Origin of the sequence: Alcaligenes sp. SMD-FA (assembly GCF_025960365.1) — a bacterium.
GTDB classification, from domain to species: Bacteria; Pseudomonadota; Gammaproteobacteria; order Burkholderiales; family Burkholderiaceae_B; genus Alcaligenes; species Alcaligenes aquatilis.
Window position 1 is genome coordinate 3,302,373 of sequence record NZ_CP110108.1, and the last position, 20,737, is coordinate 3,323,109.

Consider the following 20,737-nt stretch of genomic DNA (forward strand, 5'->3'; position numbering starts at 1 on the left):
GCTTAGCTCCGGTCCAGCTTGAACAGACGGGCCGCGTTGCCGTAGCACACCAGCTCGCGTGTCTTGTCATCCATAGGCGCTGCTTCGATGAAATCAGCAGCCAGTTCCGTGGATTCATAAGGGTAGTCCACCGAGAACAACACGGCTTCGGCACCCATTTCACCAATTGCGCCCATCAGCGTCGGTGCGGAACAGACCCCCGAAGTGGTGATCAGAATATTGCTGCCGATGTACTCGGACGGCTTGCGCTTTAAGGTGACACCGTGCGGGTAGACCGCAAAACGGCTGTCGTAGCGCCAACGCTGGAATGGCAGGCCTTCACCCATATGACCCAGCACCAGCTTCACTTCCGGGCAACGGTCAAACACACCACCGAACAACATGCGCAGCGCGTGGGTGCCGGTTTCTACACCCCAGCCCCAGGTCGCCCCCACCAGCTCCGGGTGGCCTGTGTAAGCGTGTGGCATTTCGTAGGCATCAAAAGGATGCAGATAGAACGGCACATCCAGCTTCTGCACGGTTTCCCAGAAGGCATCGTATTCGCGGCCATCGTAGTACACGCCATGCGTGTGACCGTTGACCAAAGCGCCTTTCAAACCCAGATCCTGCACAGCGCGCGTCAACTCCTGCGCGGCGGCAGCCGGGTCCTGCATGGGCAAGGTAGCAAAGCCGCCCAGGCGATCGGGATGGTGTGCAATTTGCTGCGCCAGGAAATCGTTGTTCTGACGCGCGCGCTCGATCGCGACGGACACATCTTTTTCCACCTGTACCCCAGGGCCAGTCTGCGACAGCACGACGTACTCGATACCGGCACGGTCCATTACCTCTAGACGCTGCGCGTCGAAGTCATGCAAACGAGCCATCAGTTCACGTGCGTCGGCGCTGTCAATGTGTTTGACAAAGGCCTTGGAATAATCCTCAAAGCCAACGGCGTTGAAGTGCTCCTCCAGTGCTATTTTTTTAATACGTTTCACCGTAAATTTTCCCTAAATTATTGATTTACATAAGGTCAATCGTTTGACCCCCCAACAATATCTATCAGTATGCTGATTATTATTGTTTTCAGCAAGTCGGGAAATCACATATACTTTGGGGCGTGGACAGCGCCTGTAGACAAGACTACAAATCAGAAATCGGGGCTTCTGTTCACGCTAGCGTAGCCCTGCTTTCCTTGTAGACGCCGACCTTGCTGCCGTACCCTTTGCAGGTCGTCCCGCTTTCAGTGTGCTGCCCTTTTGGCAACAGGCTGAAAGCCACTCAATCGATGACTGACTTATCCATGAAGAATCACGCCGAGCTAAAGCAAGAAGAACGACTGGAAGCCGACGAGGCCGACATCCTGGGTCCAGTGGAAGAAGAAAATGCCGAGCTGTATCGACACAAACTGTGGTCACGGCCCGGTTTTCTGGTTCGCCGTCTTAACCAGATTCACTACGCCATGTTTTACGAGGAATGCAAAAGTGACCTGACCCCGGTTCAGCACGGTGTCCTGTCTGTGTTGATGGGTTCACCCTGGCTGGATCAAACCACGATCGGCTACGAGCTGGGGCTGGATCGCACCACCTCGGCCGATGTCATCCGCAGGCTGGAGGAAAAAGGGTTGCTGGGTCGTCGTATCAACCCCGACGACCGCCGCTCTCGCCAGACCTACATCACCGAAGCCGGTCTGGCAGCCATGCAGGAAATCAGTAGTGGCATGAACCGCGCCCAGGAACGATTGCTGGACCCGCTAACCGCCAAGCAGCGTCAAACCTTTATGTCCATGCTGACCCGCGTGGTGGAGCACAACAACCAATATGGCCGTGCTGCCCTGAAAAACATGTGACCAGTTCGGGGGGTATCAGCCCCCTCGCGCATACCAATCCGGTAGTTCAAAAGCATGCGCTGGTAGTTGATACAGCTGGCGCAAACGGGCCTGACTGAGCATGTCGCAGGGCTGGCCCTGCGCCAATATGCCCCCATCGCGGTACAAGATCACCCAGTCCGCCACGCGGGCCGCATGTTCAGGTTGATGCGTACACAAGAGCACACCCAGGCCCTCCTGGCGCAAATGCGAGACTTGATCGAGCACGCGCAATTGATTCGCAAAGTCCAGGCTGGAGGCAGGCTCGTCCATAATCAGAAACTGTGAACGCTGCGCCAAGGCACGTGCAATCACACACAGTTGACGCTCCCCTCCGCTGATCTGATCAATACGTTTTTGAGCCAGTTGCCCGATACCTAAACGCTCCAGGCAAACGCCCACCCATTGCCGGTCGGCTGCCCGTGGTTGGCTATACCAGGCCAACTCACTGGCACAGCCCAGCAAGACCCACTGCTCTACCGTGAAAGCAAAGGCAGAGTCCTGCGCTTGCGGTACATAGGCCAGTTGCCTGGCCAAGGCACGCGCACGCCACTGTTCCAAGGGCTTGCCCTGCACCTTCACCTGTCCTCCTAAAGGCGGCTGCAGGCCCAGCAAGGTACGCAGCAAAGTGGACTTACCGCTGCCATTGGGGCCGAGTAAACAGACGACCTGCCCGGTCTGTACACGCAGGTTCACATTGCTGGCGACTTGCTTGCGCCCATAGCCCACGGCCAGCTCAATTGCTTCCAAGCCTTGTTCGCTCATCGCTGCCTCGCACCACGAGCCAGCAACAACAAGAAGCCGGGAGCCCCTACCAGAGCCGTCAACACACCCAAGGGCAATTCCAGCGTGCCTATGCTGCGCGCCAAGGTATCGGTTAACAACAGAAAGGCGGCGCCCACTAACAAGCAGACAGGCAATAGACGGGAGAAATCCGGGCCGACCAATAAACGAGCCGCGTGCGGAATCAACAAACCGACCCAGCCTATGATGCCCGCCAAGGCCACACATACCGCCGTCATCAAGGTGGCGCAAACAATCAGCAAACAACGCAAGGCAGAGACGGGCATGCCCAGGGAACGGGCCTCGTCATCTTGCAGAGCCAGGACATTGATACGCCAACGCAAAAGCCAAACCGGGATAATGCAGGCCGATACCATCAACGCAGCGGGCCAGACTTCGTAGGAGCGCACCGCGCTTAAGCCGCCCAGCAGCCAAAAGGTCATGGAGGGCAATTGGGAATAAGGGTCGGCCAGAATTTTGATAAGCGATAAGGCTGCGCCGAGCAAGGTGCCAACTGCCATCCCGGCCAGGACCAAAATCAGGACAGGTGGATGATGACGCAGCATGCGTGCCAGACTCAAGACAATGCCCACCGCCAGCAAACCGCCCACAAAGGCCGCCATCTGCACGCCAAACAAGGAGAAGTTCAAGTAGATGGCCAGAATCGCCCCCAGACCTGCGCCCGAGGACACCCCCAGAATATCGGGTGACACCAGGGGATTGCGGAACATGGTCTGATACGCCGCGCCTGCCGTTGAGAGCGCCGCCCCCACCAGCAAAGCCGCAGCAATACGCGGCAAGCGTAAATCCCAGACAACGCGTACCGCCTGACTTTGCGAGGTATCCGGGTCACTTGAAAAACCAGCCGCTAAAGCTCGCAGTACATCCGGCCCCGACAAAGGGTAAGCCCCCTGCCCCAGCGCAAACACCACAAGGACGGCCAGAATCAGTCCCAGAAAAAGCAGCAACAGCCCGTAGGGCAAACCCAGCTTCATGAATTTTGCGTTGAACCCAAAGGGTCCAGCCCTTGCACCAGTCGCTTGATCTGCCCGCTGCCCAAAGACATGCCATAAAAGGCCGAGTAGAACGCCTGCAACTCTGAATACATGCGCGGCACGGCAGCACTGCCTTCCAACAAGGCATTCAACCAGATCACACCAGCTAAGCGATTGATTCCCGGCGGGCCATCCAGCCAGCCAAAAGGTAAAGCAGGCACACGGTACAAACGCCCTTCTCGCACCGCCTTGAGCTGATTCCAGGGAGCTTGGGTACGCGCCAATTCAAAGAAAACGTCGTCCTGGGCAAACAGAATGTCCGGGTCCCAGGCCAATAATTGTTCGTAGGAAATACGGCCCAGACGATTATCGGTTTTCTCGTCACCCATGACCGTCAGGCCGCAAAGCCGCAGCACCTCGGTATGAATGGACTGACCCATACCAGTTTCCAGGCCATCATTACCGCGTGCCAAATAGGCTTTCAAGCCCTTGGCTCGGGAGCTGGCGGCTTGATGTGCGCTGTCTAAAATGGCTTGAGCGCGCAAGGCCAATTGCTGGCCGCGCTCGGCTTGCCCCAGAATCTGCCCGGCCTGACGCAACTGCGCTGGGCTGTCGTTCAAACGACCATCCAGCAAGACATAAGGCACGCCCGTCTGCTCTTGCACGGACTTGGCAGCCGACTCGTAATAAGGATTCACATCGCCTATATCCAGCACCATATCGGGTTTTAAGGCCAGCAGGCTTTCCAGGGACAAGGTACTGCCCCGACCGGCCAAACGGCCCAGATAAGGCAAAGAAAAACCAGCGGCATCCATCATGCTGCGCGCAGCCGGAGCCAATTGAAAAGGCCACCCTAAAAGCGTATGAGGGGCCAGGCAATACACCAGTACCGAAGCGGGCGGACCAGCGGCCACCACTCGGCCTACGTAGGCCGGATCGGGCAGTTGACCCGCCACGCTGACAGGCAGACTGATCGTGGTGCTGGTCCCGGCCTGCTCAGACCGGGCCTGCAAACGGGCAGAAGGCGCCACAAGCGGCAGTGCCGCCAAGGCACGTACTATGTCACGACGCTTCATCCCGGCCTTCCCCCTTTTTCTGCCAATAACAGCACTGCTTTAGAAACGATAGCTTCCACCCACAAACCAAACGCGTCCGGGCATGGGGTAGCCTTCTTTATATTGGTACAGCTTGTCACCCAGATTACGCACACCGGCTTCCAGGGTGATATCCGAGTTAGGACGCCAGATCCCCTTCAAACCCAGCAAGGCAAAGCCGGGGGTTTTTTCGTAAATCTGGTCACCCTTGTTGTTCGCGTAGGAGTAGTAACGGCCACTTTCAGTTTCCACCGAACCCATCACTTCCCACTGTGCATTAGGCTTCCAGCTCAGGTGAGCGAACAGACGGTGATTGGGCGTGTCCACCAGTTTGACGTCTGGATCAGACTGATTGCGACGGTTCAAATACGTATAGGCCAAGCCAGCGGACCAGTGAGCAGAAAACTCCTGCTGCAAGGACAGTTCCAGACCCATTTGACGGGCCTTGCCCACGTTGGTGGCCTGATCACAAAAACCCACTGGGCGGTACTTGTCGCAGCCTGGTGCCTGGATAACGGTGCTTTGAATCATGTCGCGCACCTGGCTCAGGAACAGAGCCGATTCCAGTTGCGCCCCCTGCCAAGGTTGACCACGCAAGCCCAGTTCATAGTGAATGGCGTGCTCCGGTTTCAGATCCGGGTTGGGTTGGGCGTAACCCATACGACTGGAGTAACGGTCTTTAATCGTAGGAAAACGAGTCTTGTAGGCCACACTGCCGTAGACCTGCATGGCCTGGCTCCAGTCGTAGCCCAGCTCCAGCAAACCGTTAGTGGCGTCGGTATCGCCAGTTTCAAAATTGTGCGCTTCTTTGGCTTTGCGACGCTCATGACTGGCGCCCACACGCAATTGCCACTGATCGCCCAAAGCGATGCGATCCTCAAAGGCCAGTGAAGTGGTCACGTCCTTGTAGCGTTCAGTGCCCGATGACTTGGGATCACGGTGCTGATCTTGCTTGTAATGCAAGGCAAAGTGCAGCTCGTGATCATCCAGACTCGTATTGACCCACTCCAGAGCAGCGCCACGCGTGCGGTCCGTGTATTCACTGGTCGGGCCAGTCAGGGTGGCGTATTGGCCATCGCTATACATATCCAGACCATTTTTGTACTTATCCTCGTACACACGTGTCTTGATGGTGTTGTTCTCGCCAACCCGGGTAGAGCTCAGAAAGTACAGACTTTCCTTGTCCCAGTAGGGCCAGCGCCAGTAGCGTTTACCCAGCTTGGCATCGTTCACGCCGGTGTAGACCGGATTGTCTTTCTGACCTTTCTGATTCACATAGCCGATCACGTACTCATCCGTCGCATTGGGAGTGATACCCAATTTGAAGGACGCTTTCTTGTCCATTTGCGAGGCATTGCTGCGCATGCCGCCCGTATCGGTAGGACGTGCTTTTTGATCTTCAAAGCCACGGCCCAAGGGGAAGGTACGTTCGCCCGACCAGGACAAACCAGCCTGCAGGTACCAGGAACCCTGATTGGTACCCACGTTCAAGGCGCTGTAGCGTTGATCGCCCGTGGCGTAACCGGCACGGAACTCACCCTCAAATGCTTTGACCGGCTTGCGGGTAACCAGGTTGATGGCACCACCCATAATATTGGGGCCATACAGTAAGGAGGCTGCACCCTTGGCCACGCGAATTTCACTCAGATCCATGGTGGTGAAACGAGTAAAGTCCACATAGCCGTCGTACGGCACGTACTGTGGAATACCATCCAGGAACAAGGGCACCTGACGCGAATCGAAGCCGCGCACGTAGACCATTTGCTCATTACGGGCACCGCCTGCCGAAACCGTGACACCCGGTTGCACGCTGACAGCCGCACCGACATTACGCAAGTCAAAAGCCTGCATTTTTTCCTGGCTGACTGCGCTCTCACCCAAAGGCGCCTCTCGATCCAAGCTGGATTGAACAACCACTTTGCCCAGTTGAAACACACGGTCCTTGTTGTCCTGAGCATGGGCTTGGTTAAGGGCCACAGCCCCCATCATGCTCAAGACCAAGGCGCGCGGTACTAAACAGACAAACTGCTGACGCGCTGCTGTGGCGCGGTTGGACGGATGTCTCATTCCACTTCCCTATTCGATCTTTCTAATTGGTTTATGAATTAACACCACACGGTGGCGCAAAAAAAATGGGCCCCAAAGGGCCCATAAATAGAACCCATCATCGAGCGATGAGTGATGGTTCTTTCGAAAACACCGCTATATAGTAGAGCATATAGCGAAAGATGACAAGCAAGCAAAAACTTTAAGGTTCAGGTTTTCCCGTCTTCACAATTTGCAACTTCTCGCCAACAATACGGCTGCACTGAGCATTTTTATCAAAATGCTGCCAGAAGAACGCCCATATAAACGGGCATTAACTCCAATTCCAAAACATCAGGACCCGCGCAATTACTGGCGCAAATCCACAGGAGCACAATGTATGTTTAAAGCCATGACGCGCGGTTCAGTCCGCCTGGTTGAACGCTATCTGCCCGATCCGTATATCTTCGTCATCCTGCTCACGCTGATTGCCGGTGTCTCGGCCATGGCGTTCGAACAGCGCTCTCCGATGGAGGTCATCCAATTTTGGGGTAATGGCTTTTGGGGGCTGCTGACCTTCGCCATGCAAATGCTGCTGGTCCTGCTAACAGGTCACATGCTGGCCAGCACCCCCTTGGTAAAAAGCTGGTTGCGTGGCCTGGCCTCCTTGGCGCACTCGGCCGGTTCGGCCATTATTCTGGTCACCCTGGTCTCGCTGGCAGCCAGCTGGATCAACTGGGGGTTCGGTCTGGTGGTCGGTGCCCTGTTCGCCAAAGAGCTGGCCCGCCAGGTTCGTGTTGACTACCGCTTGCTGGTTGCCAGTGCCTACTCAGGCTTTCTGGTCTGGCACGGCGGCCTGGCCGGTTCAGTGCCTTTGACCATTGCAACCTCGGGCCACTTTTCCGAGAGCAAGATCGGCATCATCAGTACCTCAGACACCATCTTCGCCTTCTTTAACCTGGCCATTGTGATCGCCCTGTTTATCCTGGTGCCGCTGGTCAACCGCTTGATGCTACCCAGCGACAAGGAAAGCATCTATGTCGACCCCAAGCTCTTGAAAGAGGCGCCTGATGACGTCAACCAATCCACAGATCGTCCTGCAGACCGTCTGGAAAACAGCCGCCTGATTTCCATTGTGATTGGTGTGGCAGGCCTGACTTACTTGTTTGACTACTTCGTGCTACGTGGCGCAACGCTGAACCTGAACGTGATCAACTTCACCTTCCTGATTCTGGCCATCTTGCTGCACGGCACCCCTCGTCGTCTGCTGAAAAGTCTGAATGAAGCCATTCGCGGCGGGGCCGGGATTGTGATCCAGTTCCCCTTTTACGCGGGCATCATGGCCATCATGATCGACTCCGGTCTGGCTACCAGCCTGTCTGAATGGCTGGTGTCTTTTGCCACTGCCACTACCCTGCCTTTCTGGACTTTCTTGAGCGCCGGTCTGGTCAATATTTTTGTGCCCTCGGGCGGCGGACAATGGGCCGTTCAAAGCCCGGTTGTCATTGCCGCCACCCAAGCGCTGGATGCCGATATCGCGCGCACGGCCATGGCCGTTGCCTGGGGTGACGCCTGGACCAATATGCTGCAGCCATTCTGGGCCTTGCCCGTACTGGCCATTGCCGGTCTGAAAGCCAAAGACATCATGGGTTTTTGCCTGATTCAATTGATTGTCTCGGGTATCGTGATTTCGATTGGTTTGACCTGGTTGTAAACCTGCCAAGCAATAAGATTAAAAGGTAAAAGGGTCCGCTAACTGCGGGCCCTTTGCTATCTAAAGCTCCCTGCACACGTGACTGACTTGCTCCCGAAACCATGCGTAGGCAAAACTGGCGCGCGTGCGTTCATGCCAAATCTGGTACACACAAAACGGGGCTAAACCCAAAGGATGCTCCAGTACATCCAGCTTGTGTCCGGCACTTAGCAGGCGAGCCATGCGCTCTGCCAAACTGATTACAAAGTCGGTACGCTCCAACACGCCGGGAACTGCCAAAAAATGAGGCAGGCTAACTTGCACTTGGCGCTGCAACTGGCGTGTTTGCAAAGCGTCAGCCAAACGACGCTCACGGCTGCCGTTGTGGCCAGGTACCCCAATGTGGCTACGTCTGCAAAACTCGTCCAATGTCATCACCTGGCCATTACGCCCGCAAGATCGCATCACCACCACATAACGGTCATGAAAAAGCTCATGGCGAAACAGCGGGTAGGACACAGCTGCCGACGATGAAAGAACCAGATCGGCTCGCCCGCCCAACAGCCAGTCTTCAGCCCCCAAATCCGCCATATCCAGGACTTCCAGGCTGCACCGCGGAGCGTGCTGCTGCAAATGTGCCGTCAAGGCCGGGATCAACAAATAAGACAAATATTCCGTCGTCGCCACCCGGAAACGTACATCCAGACTGGATGGTTCAAGCCGCTCCTTGTCGGTCTGCAACAAATCATCCAGCAAGCTCAAGGCCTGCTCAATACGGGGCGCCAAAGCGCGCGCCTTGTGGGTTGGCTCGACACCTTGTGCCGTACGCAAAAACAAGGCATCACCAAAATACAAACGCAGCTTCGCGATCTCCTTGCTCACCGTAGATTGATTGGACTCCAGCGTCAACGCGGCACGGCTGACATTTCCTTCTCGAAACACAGCAAGAAAAGTACGCAACTGGAGCAAATCCAGATTCTTCATTTCATTCCCCTGCTCACGTATTTCCATTTCAGCCTAATCAATCATTCCAATACGGAATTGCCTCGTTTTCAGGCCTCTCGGACACTAGTTCAACAACTTACTACCACAGGAAACCCCATGAGGACTCTGATTAAAGCGCGCTGGGTCATTGCATTCGAACAAGGACGCCACTGCGTGATCGACCACGGCCAGCTCGTCTACGAAGGCGAACATATCATATACGTGGGCACTCGTTACGACGGGCATGTGGACCAGATCATTGAAGCACCTGACAGCGTGCTGGCCCCTGGTTTTATTGATACCCATGTCCACTCCGGTCATCGGGCACTGCACAAGCTTCTGGCCGACGGTGGTCGCCCTGCATTATTCGGCCAGCCTTATATGGACGTGACCATTGCACGCCAAGGCACGCAAATACGCGGCTACCCCAACTATCTGGATCAGGAGCAAGCAGCAAAAGATCCCGGCATTGCTCTGCATGCCGCCTTTACCGCAGCCGAGCTGCTGCGCAACGGCGTTACCACCTTTGTAGAACTGGGCGGACATGTACTCGTTCAAGAGGCATTGTGGGCTCAATGTGAGGACTTGGGTATTCGTGGATACCTTGGCCCTGGCTACGATAGTGGTCGATGGCAATCCGATGACAAGGGCCAGCTCGAACGCATCCCGTACCCGGACCAGGGCGAGCAACTTTTCCAGGATGCCCTGGCATTTATTCGCCGTGCACAAGCCCATGAATCCGACCTGATTCACGGTATCCTGGTCCCTCGGGAAATTGAAAACTGCAGCCTGGACTTGCTACGTCAAACGGTGCGTGCAGCCGATGAGTTAAATCTGCCCATGGCCACACATGCCGGCTACAACGTGATCGAATTTATGGAGACCGTACGCGAACACGGACTGACTCCTATCGAGCTCCTGAACCATGTCGGGATGTTGCGTCCCACATTGAATATTGGGCATGCCAACCTGATCTCCAACAACCCGAAAATGAACTATTCAGGTGGAGACGACCTGGGTTTAATGGGGCAGAAAAAAGTATCCATCTCGCACTGTCCGGTCAATATTGTGCGGCGGGCTCGCACACTGGATAGCTGGAAAGCGTATCGCCAGGCGGGGGTCAATATCACCATCGGCAGCGATACCTACCCACGCGACATGTTCATGAACATGCGCGCCGCGTCCTACCACGGGAAAGTCATGAGCCACGACCTAAGCGCTGCCAGTGCCGCTGAAGTATTTGAAGCCGCCACCGTGGCAGCTGCGCGTTCCCTGGGTCGGGAAGACTTGGGAAGACTGGCTGCCAATGCTCGCGCAGACATGATCCTGGTCCGAATCGGCCGCAGCGACGTGCTGCGTTATGGCCCAATTTGGGACCCTATCCGCAGCATGGTTGAATGCGGCATCGGCGACGACGTGGACACCGTGATCTGCAATGGCAGAATCAGCATGCGAGACGGCGTCATACCGAAGGTGGACCTGCCAGCCTTGCGCCGTCAGGCTCAGGACTTTGCCGAAGACATCTGGCCCAGCCTGCAGGACTGGGATCAGCTCAAACGCAGCGCACAAGATATGTGCCCCATCAGCCGCTGTACACATCTATAACCCCCCTCATCGAGGAGACAAGACATGATCAAAAAAACAGCTCTCGCTATTGTCGCAACGGCTTTACTGAACACGCTTCCGATGGCACAAGCGCAGCAGGCGGATTTTCCACAAGGCCCTGTACGCGTCATCGTCCCCTACGGAGCAGGCGGAAGCGCGGACATTCTGGCACGCGCAATCAGCGACAAACTGACTCAACTATGGGGACAGACCGTCATTGTAGAAAACAAGCCAGGGGGTATAGGTACGATTGGAATCATGAGCGTGGTCAAGTCCAAGGCCGACGGCTACACCCTGGTCTCGGTGCCCGTGTCTGACTTGGCTGTTAATCCACACCTCTACAAGAAACGGTCATTTAATGTGTTGAAGGATCTGGATCCCGTCAGCCAAGTAGGCTCAGTACCCAACGTTTTGATCACGAACCCGGCGCTAGGGCTGCAAAGCACAGCCGATTTAATCAAGCTCGCTCAGCAAGCAGGTCAAACCCTGACCTACAGCTCTCCTGGCGTGGGCAGTCAGGCGCATTTGGCCGCCGAAGTATTTGCTCGCAAACATGGGCTGACACTTAACCACATTCCCTATAACGGCGTCTCGGCTGCCATTACTGACGTAGCAGGCGGCCATGTCGATCTGATGTTTGCGCAACTACCCAGCGCCTTGGGCTTTATCCAAGGAAAAACAGTGTCGCTGTTAGGCATCGCCGCTCAGCAGCGCAGTCCGCTACTGCCAGACACGCCCACGCTGACTGAATCGACCGGCGAGACGTATGGCGATTTTATTTCGTGGTCCGGCTTGATGGCACCAGCGGGCACACCCATAGCCATACGCGAAAAAATCGCGCGTGACCTTAAGCACGTGATGGACAACACAGATCTCAATCGCGTATTAGCCAGTTCAGGAACCGTAGGAATAGGTAGCACTCCACAGCAGCTCGATGCCGCCATACGCGAAGATTACGATCGCTATGGGCGCATCATTGCCGACCTGAAATTGGCCTTGGACTAGCTGAAATAGGGGAATGGAGATGGTGGGCGGTACAAGGTTCGAACTTGTGACTTCCACCGTGTGAAGGTGGCACTCTACCACTGAGTTAACCGCCCGAAGCTTTTAAGAACTGCAAAAGCTGCGAAGAAAAAAACTATAGCACGGCCCTGCTCGATTTACAAGATCAGGGCCGGCTGTTTTTCTTGAACAGTTACTCTGCTGCTGGATTGAGCATCTCGCGCCACATGGGCGGCTTCTTGTTCTGTTTTTCCAACACGTCCATGTATTTCTCGTGCTCGGCCTGATCAGCTTCGGACGCACGCAGCACTTTGAGCACACTAGGATCAAACTTGCCCAGGCTCAAATCGCTGCCGTCACCACCTTGACTGTCGGACTCGTCAAAGTCCATCAACAACGCATCCTGACCCCGCGTCATGGCCAGCCAGACGTCGGCCAACAATTCCGAGTCCAGCAAAGCGCCGTGCAAGGTACGGTGAGAGTTGGAAATACCGTAGCGTTCGCACAAGGCATCCAGAGAGTTGCGCTTGCCGGGGTGCATTTCCCGCGCCACCAGCAAGGAGTCAGTAATGCTGTCGCAGTATTGCGAGAACGGTCCCTTGCCTACCTTCTGCAATTCAGCGTCCAGAAAGCGGGTATCAAAGGAGGCGTTATGAATAATGACTTCCGCGCCCTGCACAAAATCCAGCACCTGATCGACTACATCCTTGAAACGTGGATGACCGGCCAGAAATTCCGTGGTCAGACCATGAATGGCCAAGGCCTCGGGATCAGAATCCCTATCCGGGTTCAGATACAAGTGCAGATGGCGGCCCGTCAATTTACGGTTGAACAACTCGACCCCACCCACTTCAACAATTCGGTGCCCCTCGCGTGGCTCCAGACCGGTGGTTTCAGTATCCAGAATAATTTGACGCATTCACTTTCCCTACAAATTCAATCACGGTAATGGCACTGAACAAGGAGGCTGTACGAGCCGCCTCCCCGCAGACCAGAACCACAGGTTCAGACAGAGGCCTGGGGCTTGTCAATCAATTCCAGTTGCTTGTCCTGCCCTTCTTGCTTGCCTGCAATCAGCGTGTAGGCCACGGGCACCACAAACAAGGTCAGCAAGGTACCCAGGGACAAGCCGCCTACCAGCACCCAGCCAATTTGCTGGCGGGATTCGGCGCCTGCCCCGGAAGCATAGGCCAGCGGCAAGACGCCCAGCACCATCGCGCCGGTTGTCATCAAGATGGGACGCAGGCGCATCTCGCAAGCGCGCACCACGGCATTGTACAAACTGGCCCCCGCTTCGCGTTGTTGGGTGGCAAATTCCACAATCAAGATACCGTGTTTGGTAATCAGGCCTACCAGGGTAATCAAACCGATCTGACTATAAATGGACAAAGTCCCGCCCGACAGCCACAGGGCCAGCAAGGCCCCGGTCATGGACAAGGGCACGGACAGCATGATGATGAGCGGATTGCGCCAGCTTTCAAACTGGGCGGCCAGCACCAGATAAATAAAGGCCAGAGCCATCAGGAACACGACATAAATGCTGCCCGAGGAGTCCCGGAACTCGCGTGACTGGCCGTCCAGATCCGTCTGCACGGTTTCAGGCAAGGTCTTGCGAGCCACCTCATTCATGTGTTCAAGAACTTCACCCAGGGCATAGCCGGGTGCCACCGAGGCTTCCACAATCACGGCCCGCAAACGGTTGAAGTGGTTCAGCGATTGCGGTGACACGCTTTCTCGCACTTTCAGGAAGTTGGAAGCCTGCACCATGCCACCGTCCTGGGTACGCACGTAAATATCGAGAATATTTTGCGGACTGGAGCGAGCCTGTTTATCCACCTGCACAATCACATCATATTGCTCGCCGTCACTCTGGTAGCGTGTGACCTGACGCCCACCCAGCATGGACTCCAGTGTGCGGCCTACAGCATCCACCGAAACACCGGTATCAGCCAGCTTGTCGCGGTCTACATCAATACGGATTTCTGGCGTATTCAAGCGCAAGTCCGTATCCACATTCAACAACCCTGGGTAGTCTCTTAACTCGGCCAGAAAATTGTCCACGATCTTGGCCAGCTCCGGATAAGGAGCCTGACTCATGATCACAAACTCCACCGGCTTGGAGGTCGCGCGCTGCCCCAGGGAGGGCGGATTAGTCGGAAAGGCACGCGCACCAGGAATGGCCGAGAAATGCGGCTGTAGCTCACGCGCGATGGACTGCTGGTTACGCGTGCGCTCCTCCCAAGGCTTCAAACGCAGAATCGCAAAGGAGTCGGTCACGGTTGGGAAACCAATAATGGACTGGTAACCCTCGGTCTCCGGTATGCCGCGATACAGCGCTTCCACCCGCTCCACATTGTGCAAGGTGTAATCCAGCGTGGCGCCTTCAGGCGAATTCACAATCCCGAAAATGACCCCACGGTCTTCAATCGGAGCCAGCTCGCTTTTGATAACCGTAAACAGCAGCGCACTGGTGGCGGCAACGGCCACACCGATCAACAAGACCAGCCAGCGCCAACGCAGAGCGCGAATCAGGACACGACGATAGCCACGCGTCAGCCAGACCAGAAAATTCTCGATCCCCTGGCTGACACGGCCCACTTTGGTGCCGTGCGGACGCAACATGCGCGAGCACATCATAGGGGTCAAGGTCAGGGCCACGAAACCGGACACCAGTACGGCAGCCGCCAAGGTCAGGGCAAATTCGATAAACAATCGCCCGGTACGGCCTGTAGCAAAAGCCAACGGCGCATACACCGCCACCAATGTCAGCGTCATGGCAATCACGGCAAAGGCAATTTCACGCACGCCCAAAAAGGCCGCCTGCATGGCCGTTTTGCCTTCTTCAATATGGCGATAAACGTTCTCCAGCACCACAATCGCGTCGTCCACCACCAGACCAATCGCCAACACCATGGCCAACAAGGTCAGCGTGTTGATGGAAAAGCCCAGCATGTACATGATGGCAAAGGCTCCGATCAGAGAGATCGGAATCGTCACGATAGGGATGAGGCTGGCACGGAAACTGCGCAGGAAAAACACGATCACCAGCACCACCAGCAAGATAGCCTCGGCAATGGTGGTGTAGACCGAATCAATGGATTTCTGAATGAAGATGGAGCTGTCGTAAGACACGGTCAGCTTCATATTGCCCGGCATGCTTTCGTTAATGCGCTCCACCTCGGCACGTACCGCTTTGGACAAATCCAGCGGGTTGGCAGTGGACTGCTTGGTCACACCAATATTCAAACTGTTTTGCCCATTGAAACGGGCCAGCACCCGTTCCTCGGCAGGCCCAATACGCACTTGAGCAATGTCGGAGATACGCACCGGATAACCGGCGGCCTGACTGATGATGATGTTGCGAAACTCCTCGGGCGTTTCCAGATCGGTAGAGGACACCACGGAAAACTCACGCGCATCGGACTCGATACGGCCAGCCGGAATCAGCACGTTTTGCTTACGCAACGCATCTTCCACGTCCTGCACGGTCAACTGATAGGCCCCCAGTCGGGTACGGTCCAGGTCGATCCGCATGGCGGGCAGGCGCTCGCCAAATACGCGCACTTCTGCTGCTCCGGGCAAGACGGATAAGCGCGTTTTGATATAGCGCTTAATGTAGTCCGAGGCCTCCAGCATGCTGTAGTCGCCGGTATCCACACCGACATAAATAATCGGGGTGGAGTCCGCCTCTACCTTGTTGATAATCGGCTCGTCCACCTCATCGGGCAAGAAACGGCGGGCGCGCGAAACCTTGTCACGCACGTCTGCGGCGGCCGCATCGGGGGCTCGGTCCAGATTGAATTTAATGTTGATCAGGCTGCGCTCGGAACGGCTGCGCGAGGTCATCACGTTCACGCCCTCAATCCCGGACAACTGGTCTTCCAACGGCTTGGTCACCTGGGACTCGATCACCTCTGGTGAGGCCCCTTTATAGTTGGTGATGACCGAGACCACCGGTTCATCAATGGCAGGATATTCGCGTACGGTCAGGCGTTCATAGGAAATGAAACCGACCAGCACAATCACCAAAGACAGAACCGTGGCAAAAACCGGGCGACGGATACATAAATCGGAGAGAACCATGACTGTGCCCTAGCGCTGCGGCTGTGTTTGGACGTCGATCACTTCCTGGATATCGACTGGTACGCCATCACGCACCTTTTGCAATCCGGCCACCAGCACATTGTCGCCGGCTTTCAGATCGCCAGTTACGTGCACCCAGCCTTGTTCGCGGACTCCAATCTGCACCTGTCGACGCTCTGCCCGGCCATCTTTCACAATATAGATATACTGATCCTGCCCCGAAGGAGCCAAGGCGGTTTCAGGCACCATCAAGGCCTGATAGCGAGACAGCTCCAGGCGTACACGGCTGAACAAACCAGGGCGCAAGACACCATCTTCATTGGGCACTTGCGCGCGTAATAAAATCGAACGGCCTGCCGTATCCACTGCCGGGCTGACCGCCAGAACCGAACCCTGGCGGGTTTGGCCCTGGAACGCATCAAAGCGCAGCTCGACCAGCATGCCAGCCTTCACATCGGCCAGATATTGTTCAGGGATACGAAAGTCCACGTTCAAAGTAGAAACCGCTTCCAACTGCACCAGATCTGTGCCGGGTCCAACATAGTCACCCACCGACACATTGCGCAAGCCGGTGACACCATCGAACGGCGCACGGATACGGGTCTTGTCCAGGTGCACGCGCGCCAATTGCACTTCGGCTTGCTGGACAGCCAAACGACTGCCCGACTCATCTTTTGCCTGCTGACTGATAAAGCCCTGACGGCTCAGCTCCGAAGAGCGCTTGTGCTGGCTATTCGCCAGATTCAAATTTGCCTGTGCCTGATTTAACTGCGCCTGCGCCATGGCCGGGTCCAGCTGAATCAGTACCTGCCCTTTCTTGATGGGCAGGCCCTCTTCAAAACTGATGGCTGAAATACGACCACTGATCTCGGGGCGCAACATGACGGACTCTCTGGCAACCAGGGTCCCGACCGCCGCCACATCACGAATCAATTCAGTTTGCCGCACTGGCAGCACTTCCACCCGCGTGGCGTCAGACTGCGCCCAACTGGGCGTACTACTGGCAAACAGTACGATGAACAAAGAAAAAATCGTGAGGCGCAGCGTGAGAATCATGGGCGGCTTATCCTGACCGGCCAGGCCGGTAAAGCTATCTGACAAAATATGACGGGTGGCTAATAGTACTATCAGCGGGTTCGACCTTCGCCCAGGCCTTTATAACTGCCTGGCTATTTCCACCCCTTCATTGGCCAATTGGTCCGCCCGCTCATTACCAGGGTCGCCTGCGTGACCACGCACCCATAACCAGGTCAACTCGTGCTTGGCCGCCTGTTGCTCCAGTTCCTGCCACAGATCGGCATTTTTGACGGGTTTTTTATCCGCAGTACGCCAACCACGCGCTTTCCAGCCGGGCAGCCATTCATTCATCCCTTTTTGTACGTATTGCGAATCAGTGTGGACTCGCACCTGACAAGGGCGCTTCAAGGCCTTGAGTGCCTCGATCACCGCCATCAATTCCATACGATTATTGGTGGTATCCGCCTCGCCGCCACAAATGGCTTTTTCTCGGCCGCCATGACGCAGCAACGCCCCCCAACCACCCAAACCCGGATTGCCCTTGCAGGCGCCATCGGTCCAAATATCAACAACATCTGTCATGTCTTGCTTATTCCTTCATCGGCAGCGCGTCCTGCTACCACCATAGGCCGACGCACACGCCGACGGTTTTTCTTCCACTTAGGCCCGACCAGGCGTAAGGCAGGCGTGCGTTTGACCGCACTAATCATATAGACGGCGCCCGCAAAGCTCCACCAGCGCGCTCCGCTTTGCTCTATCCAGGACCAGCGATCCAGCCATGCCTGCTGACGACACAACGGTGCATAACAGCCCATCTGCGTGCTTTGCACATCAAAGGACAAGAGCTTTAACCAGTCGCGCAAACGCGAGGGGGACATCACATCTCCCGGCAAGGTCGGCGTGCCCCGCTCCAGCCCTGGAATCCAGTCATGGGCCCCCCATAAGCTCAAGGGATTAAAGCCCGTCAGGAGAATGCGCCCTTCCGGCACCAGCACGCGTTCAGCCTCTCGCAACACCTGATGCGGGTCACTGGCGCTCTCGAGCGTATGGGGCAGAATTAAAAGATCAATGCTTTGCGTATCAAAAGGCAGATGCTCGGGCTCGGCATACACCAGGTTTTGCTGCTGGGCAGGCAAGACGCCGGACTGAGCCGTACATACCTTGCAAGAGATGCGGCTTTGCGCCAGGAGGTCCCAATGCGGCAATCCAATTTGTATGGCATGATACCCGAAGGTGTTGACCACCTCCGCATCGATTCCGGCTTGTTCCCAAGCCCGCACATATCGCCCCGGTACGGTTTCCAACCACTGGGCAAATTGATCATTCAAAGTCTGCTCCACTGGCGCTTTCTCCCTCTACCATGATGAATGCATTTACCTGGCCTGTGCCAAGCGATGTTCGCCTGATTCCACTACCTGCCCTGAACGACAACTATATATGGGCGCTAAGTCGAAACGGTCACGCCCTGGTGGTGGACCCCGGCCAGGCCGCTCCGGTTCTGGATTGGCTGGAGCGCGAGTCCTTACAACTGGATGCCATTTTACTGACACACCACCATGGTGACCATGTTGGTGGTGTCAAAGATATCCTGGCTAAGCATCCGGCCCGCGTGTGGGGCCCAGCCCATGAGCCTCTACCCGCCTGTGATGTCCGAGTCGGCCAGTCCGACAAGGTCGAATTACCTACTCTGGAACTGACGCTGCACGTCCTGGACATCCCCGGCCATACCGCCGGACACGTTGCGTACTTTGGTCAAAATGAGGTAAAACAGCCCTTTGTTTTCTGTGGCGATACCTTGTTTGCTGCTGGTTGCGGACGTCTCTTTGAAGGCACCCCGGCACAAATGACGGATTCCCTGGGCAAGTTGGCGAAACTGCCATCGGACACCCTGATCTGCTGTGCGCACGAGTACACCTTATCCAATTTACGTTGGGCTCTACAGGTAGAGCCGGACAATCCCCAACTGCACCAACGTTGGGAACAGGATACCCTCAAACGTCAGCAAAACTTGCCTACGGTGCCCTCCACCTTGAAAACAGAATTGGCTACCAATCCCTTTCTGCGTTGCGAGACGACTGCTGTTATTCAGGCTGCCGAGCACTATGGCGCCCAATCCCTGAATAATCCTGTCGAGGTATTTGCCAGCCTGCGCGACTGGAAAAACAATTTCTAAAGATTCCGCAATGAACCTAATGAGACTTTTTGCGCTGCTATGCGCTTTCGTGCTGGCAGGCTGCGCCACAGGCCCCAAGGTCAGCCCCCAGAAAGCCGCCAAGACCTCCACCAGCATTGCCGCCGATACGTCTCGCACCATTGATCTGACCCACCCACCCAAAGACGCGTGGGACCGGATGCGCCGGGGTTTCTCCATCCCCAACCTGCATACCGATCTGGTTGATTACTGGACCAATTACTACGCGTCGCACCCCGAATCCATCCGTACCATGAGCCAGCGCGCCTCGCGCTATCTGTACCACATCATGGACGAGCTCGATGCGCGCGGCCTGCCCTCCGAACTGGCCTTGCTGCCTTTTGTAGAAAGTGCCTATAACCCGGGAGCCTATTCCCGCGCCCATGCAGCGGGCCTGTGGCAATTCATCCCCAGCACCGGCACGCAGTACAAGCTGGAGCAGAACTGGTGGGTAGACCAGCGACGCGACCCAGTCGAATCCACCCGCGCTGCCTTGGACTACCTGTCTTACCTGTACGAATTCCAGGGCGACTGGTATTTGGCTCTGGCTTCCTACAATTGGGGGGAAGGCTCCGTGCGCCGCGCCATGGAACGCAACGAACAGGCTGATTTGGGCGTTGACTACTTATCCCTGAAGATGCCGGACGAAACGCGCAATTACGTCCCCAAACTGCAAGCGATCAAGAATATTGTGGCCAACCCGGAGCGTTACGGCATTACCCTGCCCCCGGTCAGCAACACCCCGTATTTCACTGCTGTGCGCAAGAACAAGGACATTGACGTTGCCCTGGCTGCCGAGCTGGCCGAAATCTCTGTGGACGAATTCAAAGCCTTGAATGCCGCCCACAATCGCCCCACCATCCCGGCAGATCGCGGCACCTTGCTGTTGCCTGCCAACAAGGTTGATATTTTCAATGCCAATCTGGCTGCCTATCAGGGCAAGCTCAGCAACTGGAAGGCCTACCAGTCCAAGCGCGGTGAAAGCTACCTATCCATTGCTCAGCGCCACGGCATTACCGTATCGCAACTGCGCTCCATCAATGGTTTGAGCCGCAAGAGCACCAAAGCCGTTGCCCAGACGCTGCTGGTGCCCAGCACCACCCTGGGTGAAGGCAGCCTGCAACTGGCTTCCCTGACCAACACACCGGCCGCGCCGGTCGCGCAAAGCACACGCCGGGCGCGTACGCAAACGGCCAGCGTCAACCGCAAAAACGATACCGTTGTTTTGCGTCGTGGCGCCAACGTGCGTACCCATACCGTTCGACGAGGCGATACACTCTACGCCTTGGCCAAACGGTACGACACGTCGGTGGCTGAGCTGCGACGCTTGAACAATATCAAAGGCAGCACTCTTTCCAGGGGTACACGTTTGCGTGTTCCCGGTTCCAATATTCGTGGTTAAGTCCACCCACTAATTACATA

At 56.1% G+C, this 20,737-nt stretch carries 17 protein-coding genes and 1 tRNA gene; 6 read left to right on the forward strand and 12 right to left on the reverse strand.

Features of this window, described 5'->3' with window-relative positions; translation table 11 throughout:
- Positions 1-2 precede the first annotated feature (2 nt).
- A complete protein-coding gene (locus OKX01_RS15270) occupies positions 3-974 on the reverse strand; it encodes an amidohydrolase family protein (protein WP_094197645.1) in 972 nt (323 codons plus the stop codon).
- 290 nt (positions 975-1,264) lie between these two features.
- Between OKX01_RS15270 and OKX01_RS15275 the strand changes: the two genes are divergently transcribed.
- Positions 1,265-1,825, forward strand: a complete 561-nt coding sequence (locus OKX01_RS15275; RefSeq protein ID WP_094197646.1) for a MarR family winged helix-turn-helix transcriptional regulator — start codon at positions 1,265-1,267, stop codon at positions 1,823-1,825.
- Between the two features lie 15 nt (positions 1,826-1,840).
- Here OKX01_RS15275 and OKX01_RS15280 read toward each other — a convergent pair whose 3' ends face one another.
- From OKX01_RS15280 to OKX01_RS15295, 4 genes are read right to left on the reverse strand one after another with little or no spacing between them, the layout of a single operon-like run.
- Entirely contained in the window at positions 1,841-2,608 is a 768-nt protein-coding gene (locus OKX01_RS15280) for an ABC transporter ATP-binding protein (RefSeq protein WP_121739538.1), read from the reverse strand.
- Positions 2,605-3,621 (reverse strand): FecCD family ABC transporter permease, encoded by a 1,017-nt coding sequence (locus OKX01_RS15285; protein ID WP_094197648.1) that lies wholly within the window; start codon positions 3,619-3,621, stop codon positions 2,605-2,607. The genes OKX01_RS15280 and OKX01_RS15285 overlap by 4 nt, the downstream gene beginning before the upstream one ends.
- Positions 3,618-4,697 (reverse strand): ABC transporter substrate-binding protein, encoded by a 1,080-nt coding sequence (locus OKX01_RS15290; protein ID WP_264672027.1) that lies wholly within the window; start codon positions 4,695-4,697, stop codon positions 3,618-3,620. The genes OKX01_RS15285 and OKX01_RS15290 overlap by 4 nt, the downstream gene beginning before the upstream one ends.
- A gap of 39 nt (positions 4,698-4,736) precedes the next feature.
- Positions 4,737-6,782 carry a TonB-dependent receptor plug domain-containing protein gene (locus OKX01_RS15295; protein WP_234354337.1) on the reverse strand — a complete coding sequence of 682 codons (2,046 nt, stop codon included), beginning with the start codon at positions 6,780-6,782 and terminating at the stop codon, positions 4,737-4,739.
- A gap of 358 nt (positions 6,783-7,140) precedes the next feature.
- On the opposite strand from OKX01_RS15295, the gene OKX01_RS15300 reads away from it, so the two are divergent.
- Entirely contained in the window at positions 7,141-8,454 is a 1,314-nt protein-coding gene (locus OKX01_RS15300) for a short-chain fatty acid transporter (RefSeq protein ID WP_094197650.1), read from the forward strand.
- A 60-nt stretch (positions 8,455-8,514) separates the two neighbouring features.
- Here OKX01_RS15300 and OKX01_RS15305 read toward each other — a convergent pair whose 3' ends face one another.
- Entirely contained in the window at positions 8,515-9,417 is a 903-nt protein-coding gene (locus OKX01_RS15305) for a LysR family transcriptional regulator (RefSeq protein WP_264672028.1), read from the reverse strand.
- Between the two features lie 117 nt (positions 9,418-9,534).
- Here OKX01_RS15305 and OKX01_RS15310 point away from each other — a divergent pair, with 117 nt between their 5' ends.
- On the forward strand, positions 9,535-11,022 hold the full coding sequence (locus OKX01_RS15310) for a chlorohydrolase family protein (RefSeq protein ID WP_264672029.1): 1,488 nt from the start codon (positions 9,535-9,537) through the stop codon (positions 11,020-11,022).
- A gap of 24 nt (positions 11,023-11,046) precedes the next feature.
- A complete protein-coding gene (locus tag OKX01_RS15315; protein ID WP_264672030.1) occupies positions 11,047-12,027 on the forward strand; it encodes a Bug family tripartite tricarboxylate transporter substrate binding protein in 981 nt (326 codons plus the stop codon).
- A gap of 20 nt (positions 12,028-12,047) precedes the next feature.
- On the opposite strand, the gene OKX01_RS15320 is transcribed toward OKX01_RS15315, so the two are convergent.
- From OKX01_RS15320 to OKX01_RS15345, 6 genes are all read right to left on the reverse strand, one after another.
- A tRNA-Val gene (locus tag OKX01_RS15320) sits at positions 12,048-12,122 on the reverse strand.
- Positions 12,123-12,217: 95 nt separating this feature from the next.
- A complete protein-coding gene (dnaQ, locus tag OKX01_RS15325; RefSeq protein WP_094197652.1) occupies positions 12,218-12,943 on the reverse strand; it encodes a DNA polymerase III subunit epsilon in 726 nt (241 codons plus the stop codon).
- 86 nt (positions 12,944-13,029) lie between these two features.
- Positions 13,030-16,107: an efflux RND transporter permease subunit gene (locus tag OKX01_RS15330; RefSeq protein WP_249460156.1), complete on the reverse strand. Its 3,078-nt coding sequence runs from the start codon at positions 16,105-16,107 to the stop codon at positions 13,030-13,032.
- Positions 16,108-16,116: 9 nt separating this feature from the next.
- Positions 16,117-17,163, reverse strand: coding sequence for an efflux RND transporter periplasmic adaptor subunit (locus OKX01_RS15335; RefSeq protein WP_249460158.1), 1,047 nt, complete (start codon positions 17,161-17,163; stop codon positions 16,117-16,119).
- A gap of 99 nt (positions 17,164-17,262) precedes the next feature.
- The gene (rnhA, locus tag OKX01_RS15340; protein ID WP_042486244.1) at positions 17,263-17,706 is read right to left on the reverse strand and encodes a ribonuclease HI; all 444 of its coding nucleotides are present in this window, start codon (positions 17,704-17,706) and stop codon (positions 17,263-17,265) included.
- Complete coding sequence (locus OKX01_RS15345; RefSeq protein WP_094197655.1) at positions 17,703-18,464, reverse strand: class I SAM-dependent methyltransferase; 762 nt, start codon at positions 18,462-18,464, stop codon at positions 17,703-17,705. The genes rnhA and OKX01_RS15345 overlap by 4 nt, the downstream gene beginning before the upstream one ends.
- A gap of 23 nt (positions 18,465-18,487) precedes the next feature.
- Here OKX01_RS15345 and gloB point away from each other — a divergent pair, with 23 nt between their 5' ends.
- Both gloB and OKX01_RS15355 read left to right on the forward strand, forming a co-directional pair.
- Positions 18,488-19,297, forward strand: coding sequence for a hydroxyacylglutathione hydrolase (gene gloB, locus OKX01_RS15350; protein ID WP_406612131.1), 810 nt, complete (start codon positions 18,488-18,490; stop codon positions 19,295-19,297).
- Between the two features lie 10 nt (positions 19,298-19,307).
- Complete coding sequence (locus OKX01_RS15355; RefSeq protein ID WP_199827837.1) at positions 19,308-20,717, forward strand: transglycosylase SLT domain-containing protein; 1,410 nt, start codon at positions 19,308-19,310, stop codon at positions 20,715-20,717.
- Positions 20,718-20,737: the final 20 nt, after the last annotated feature.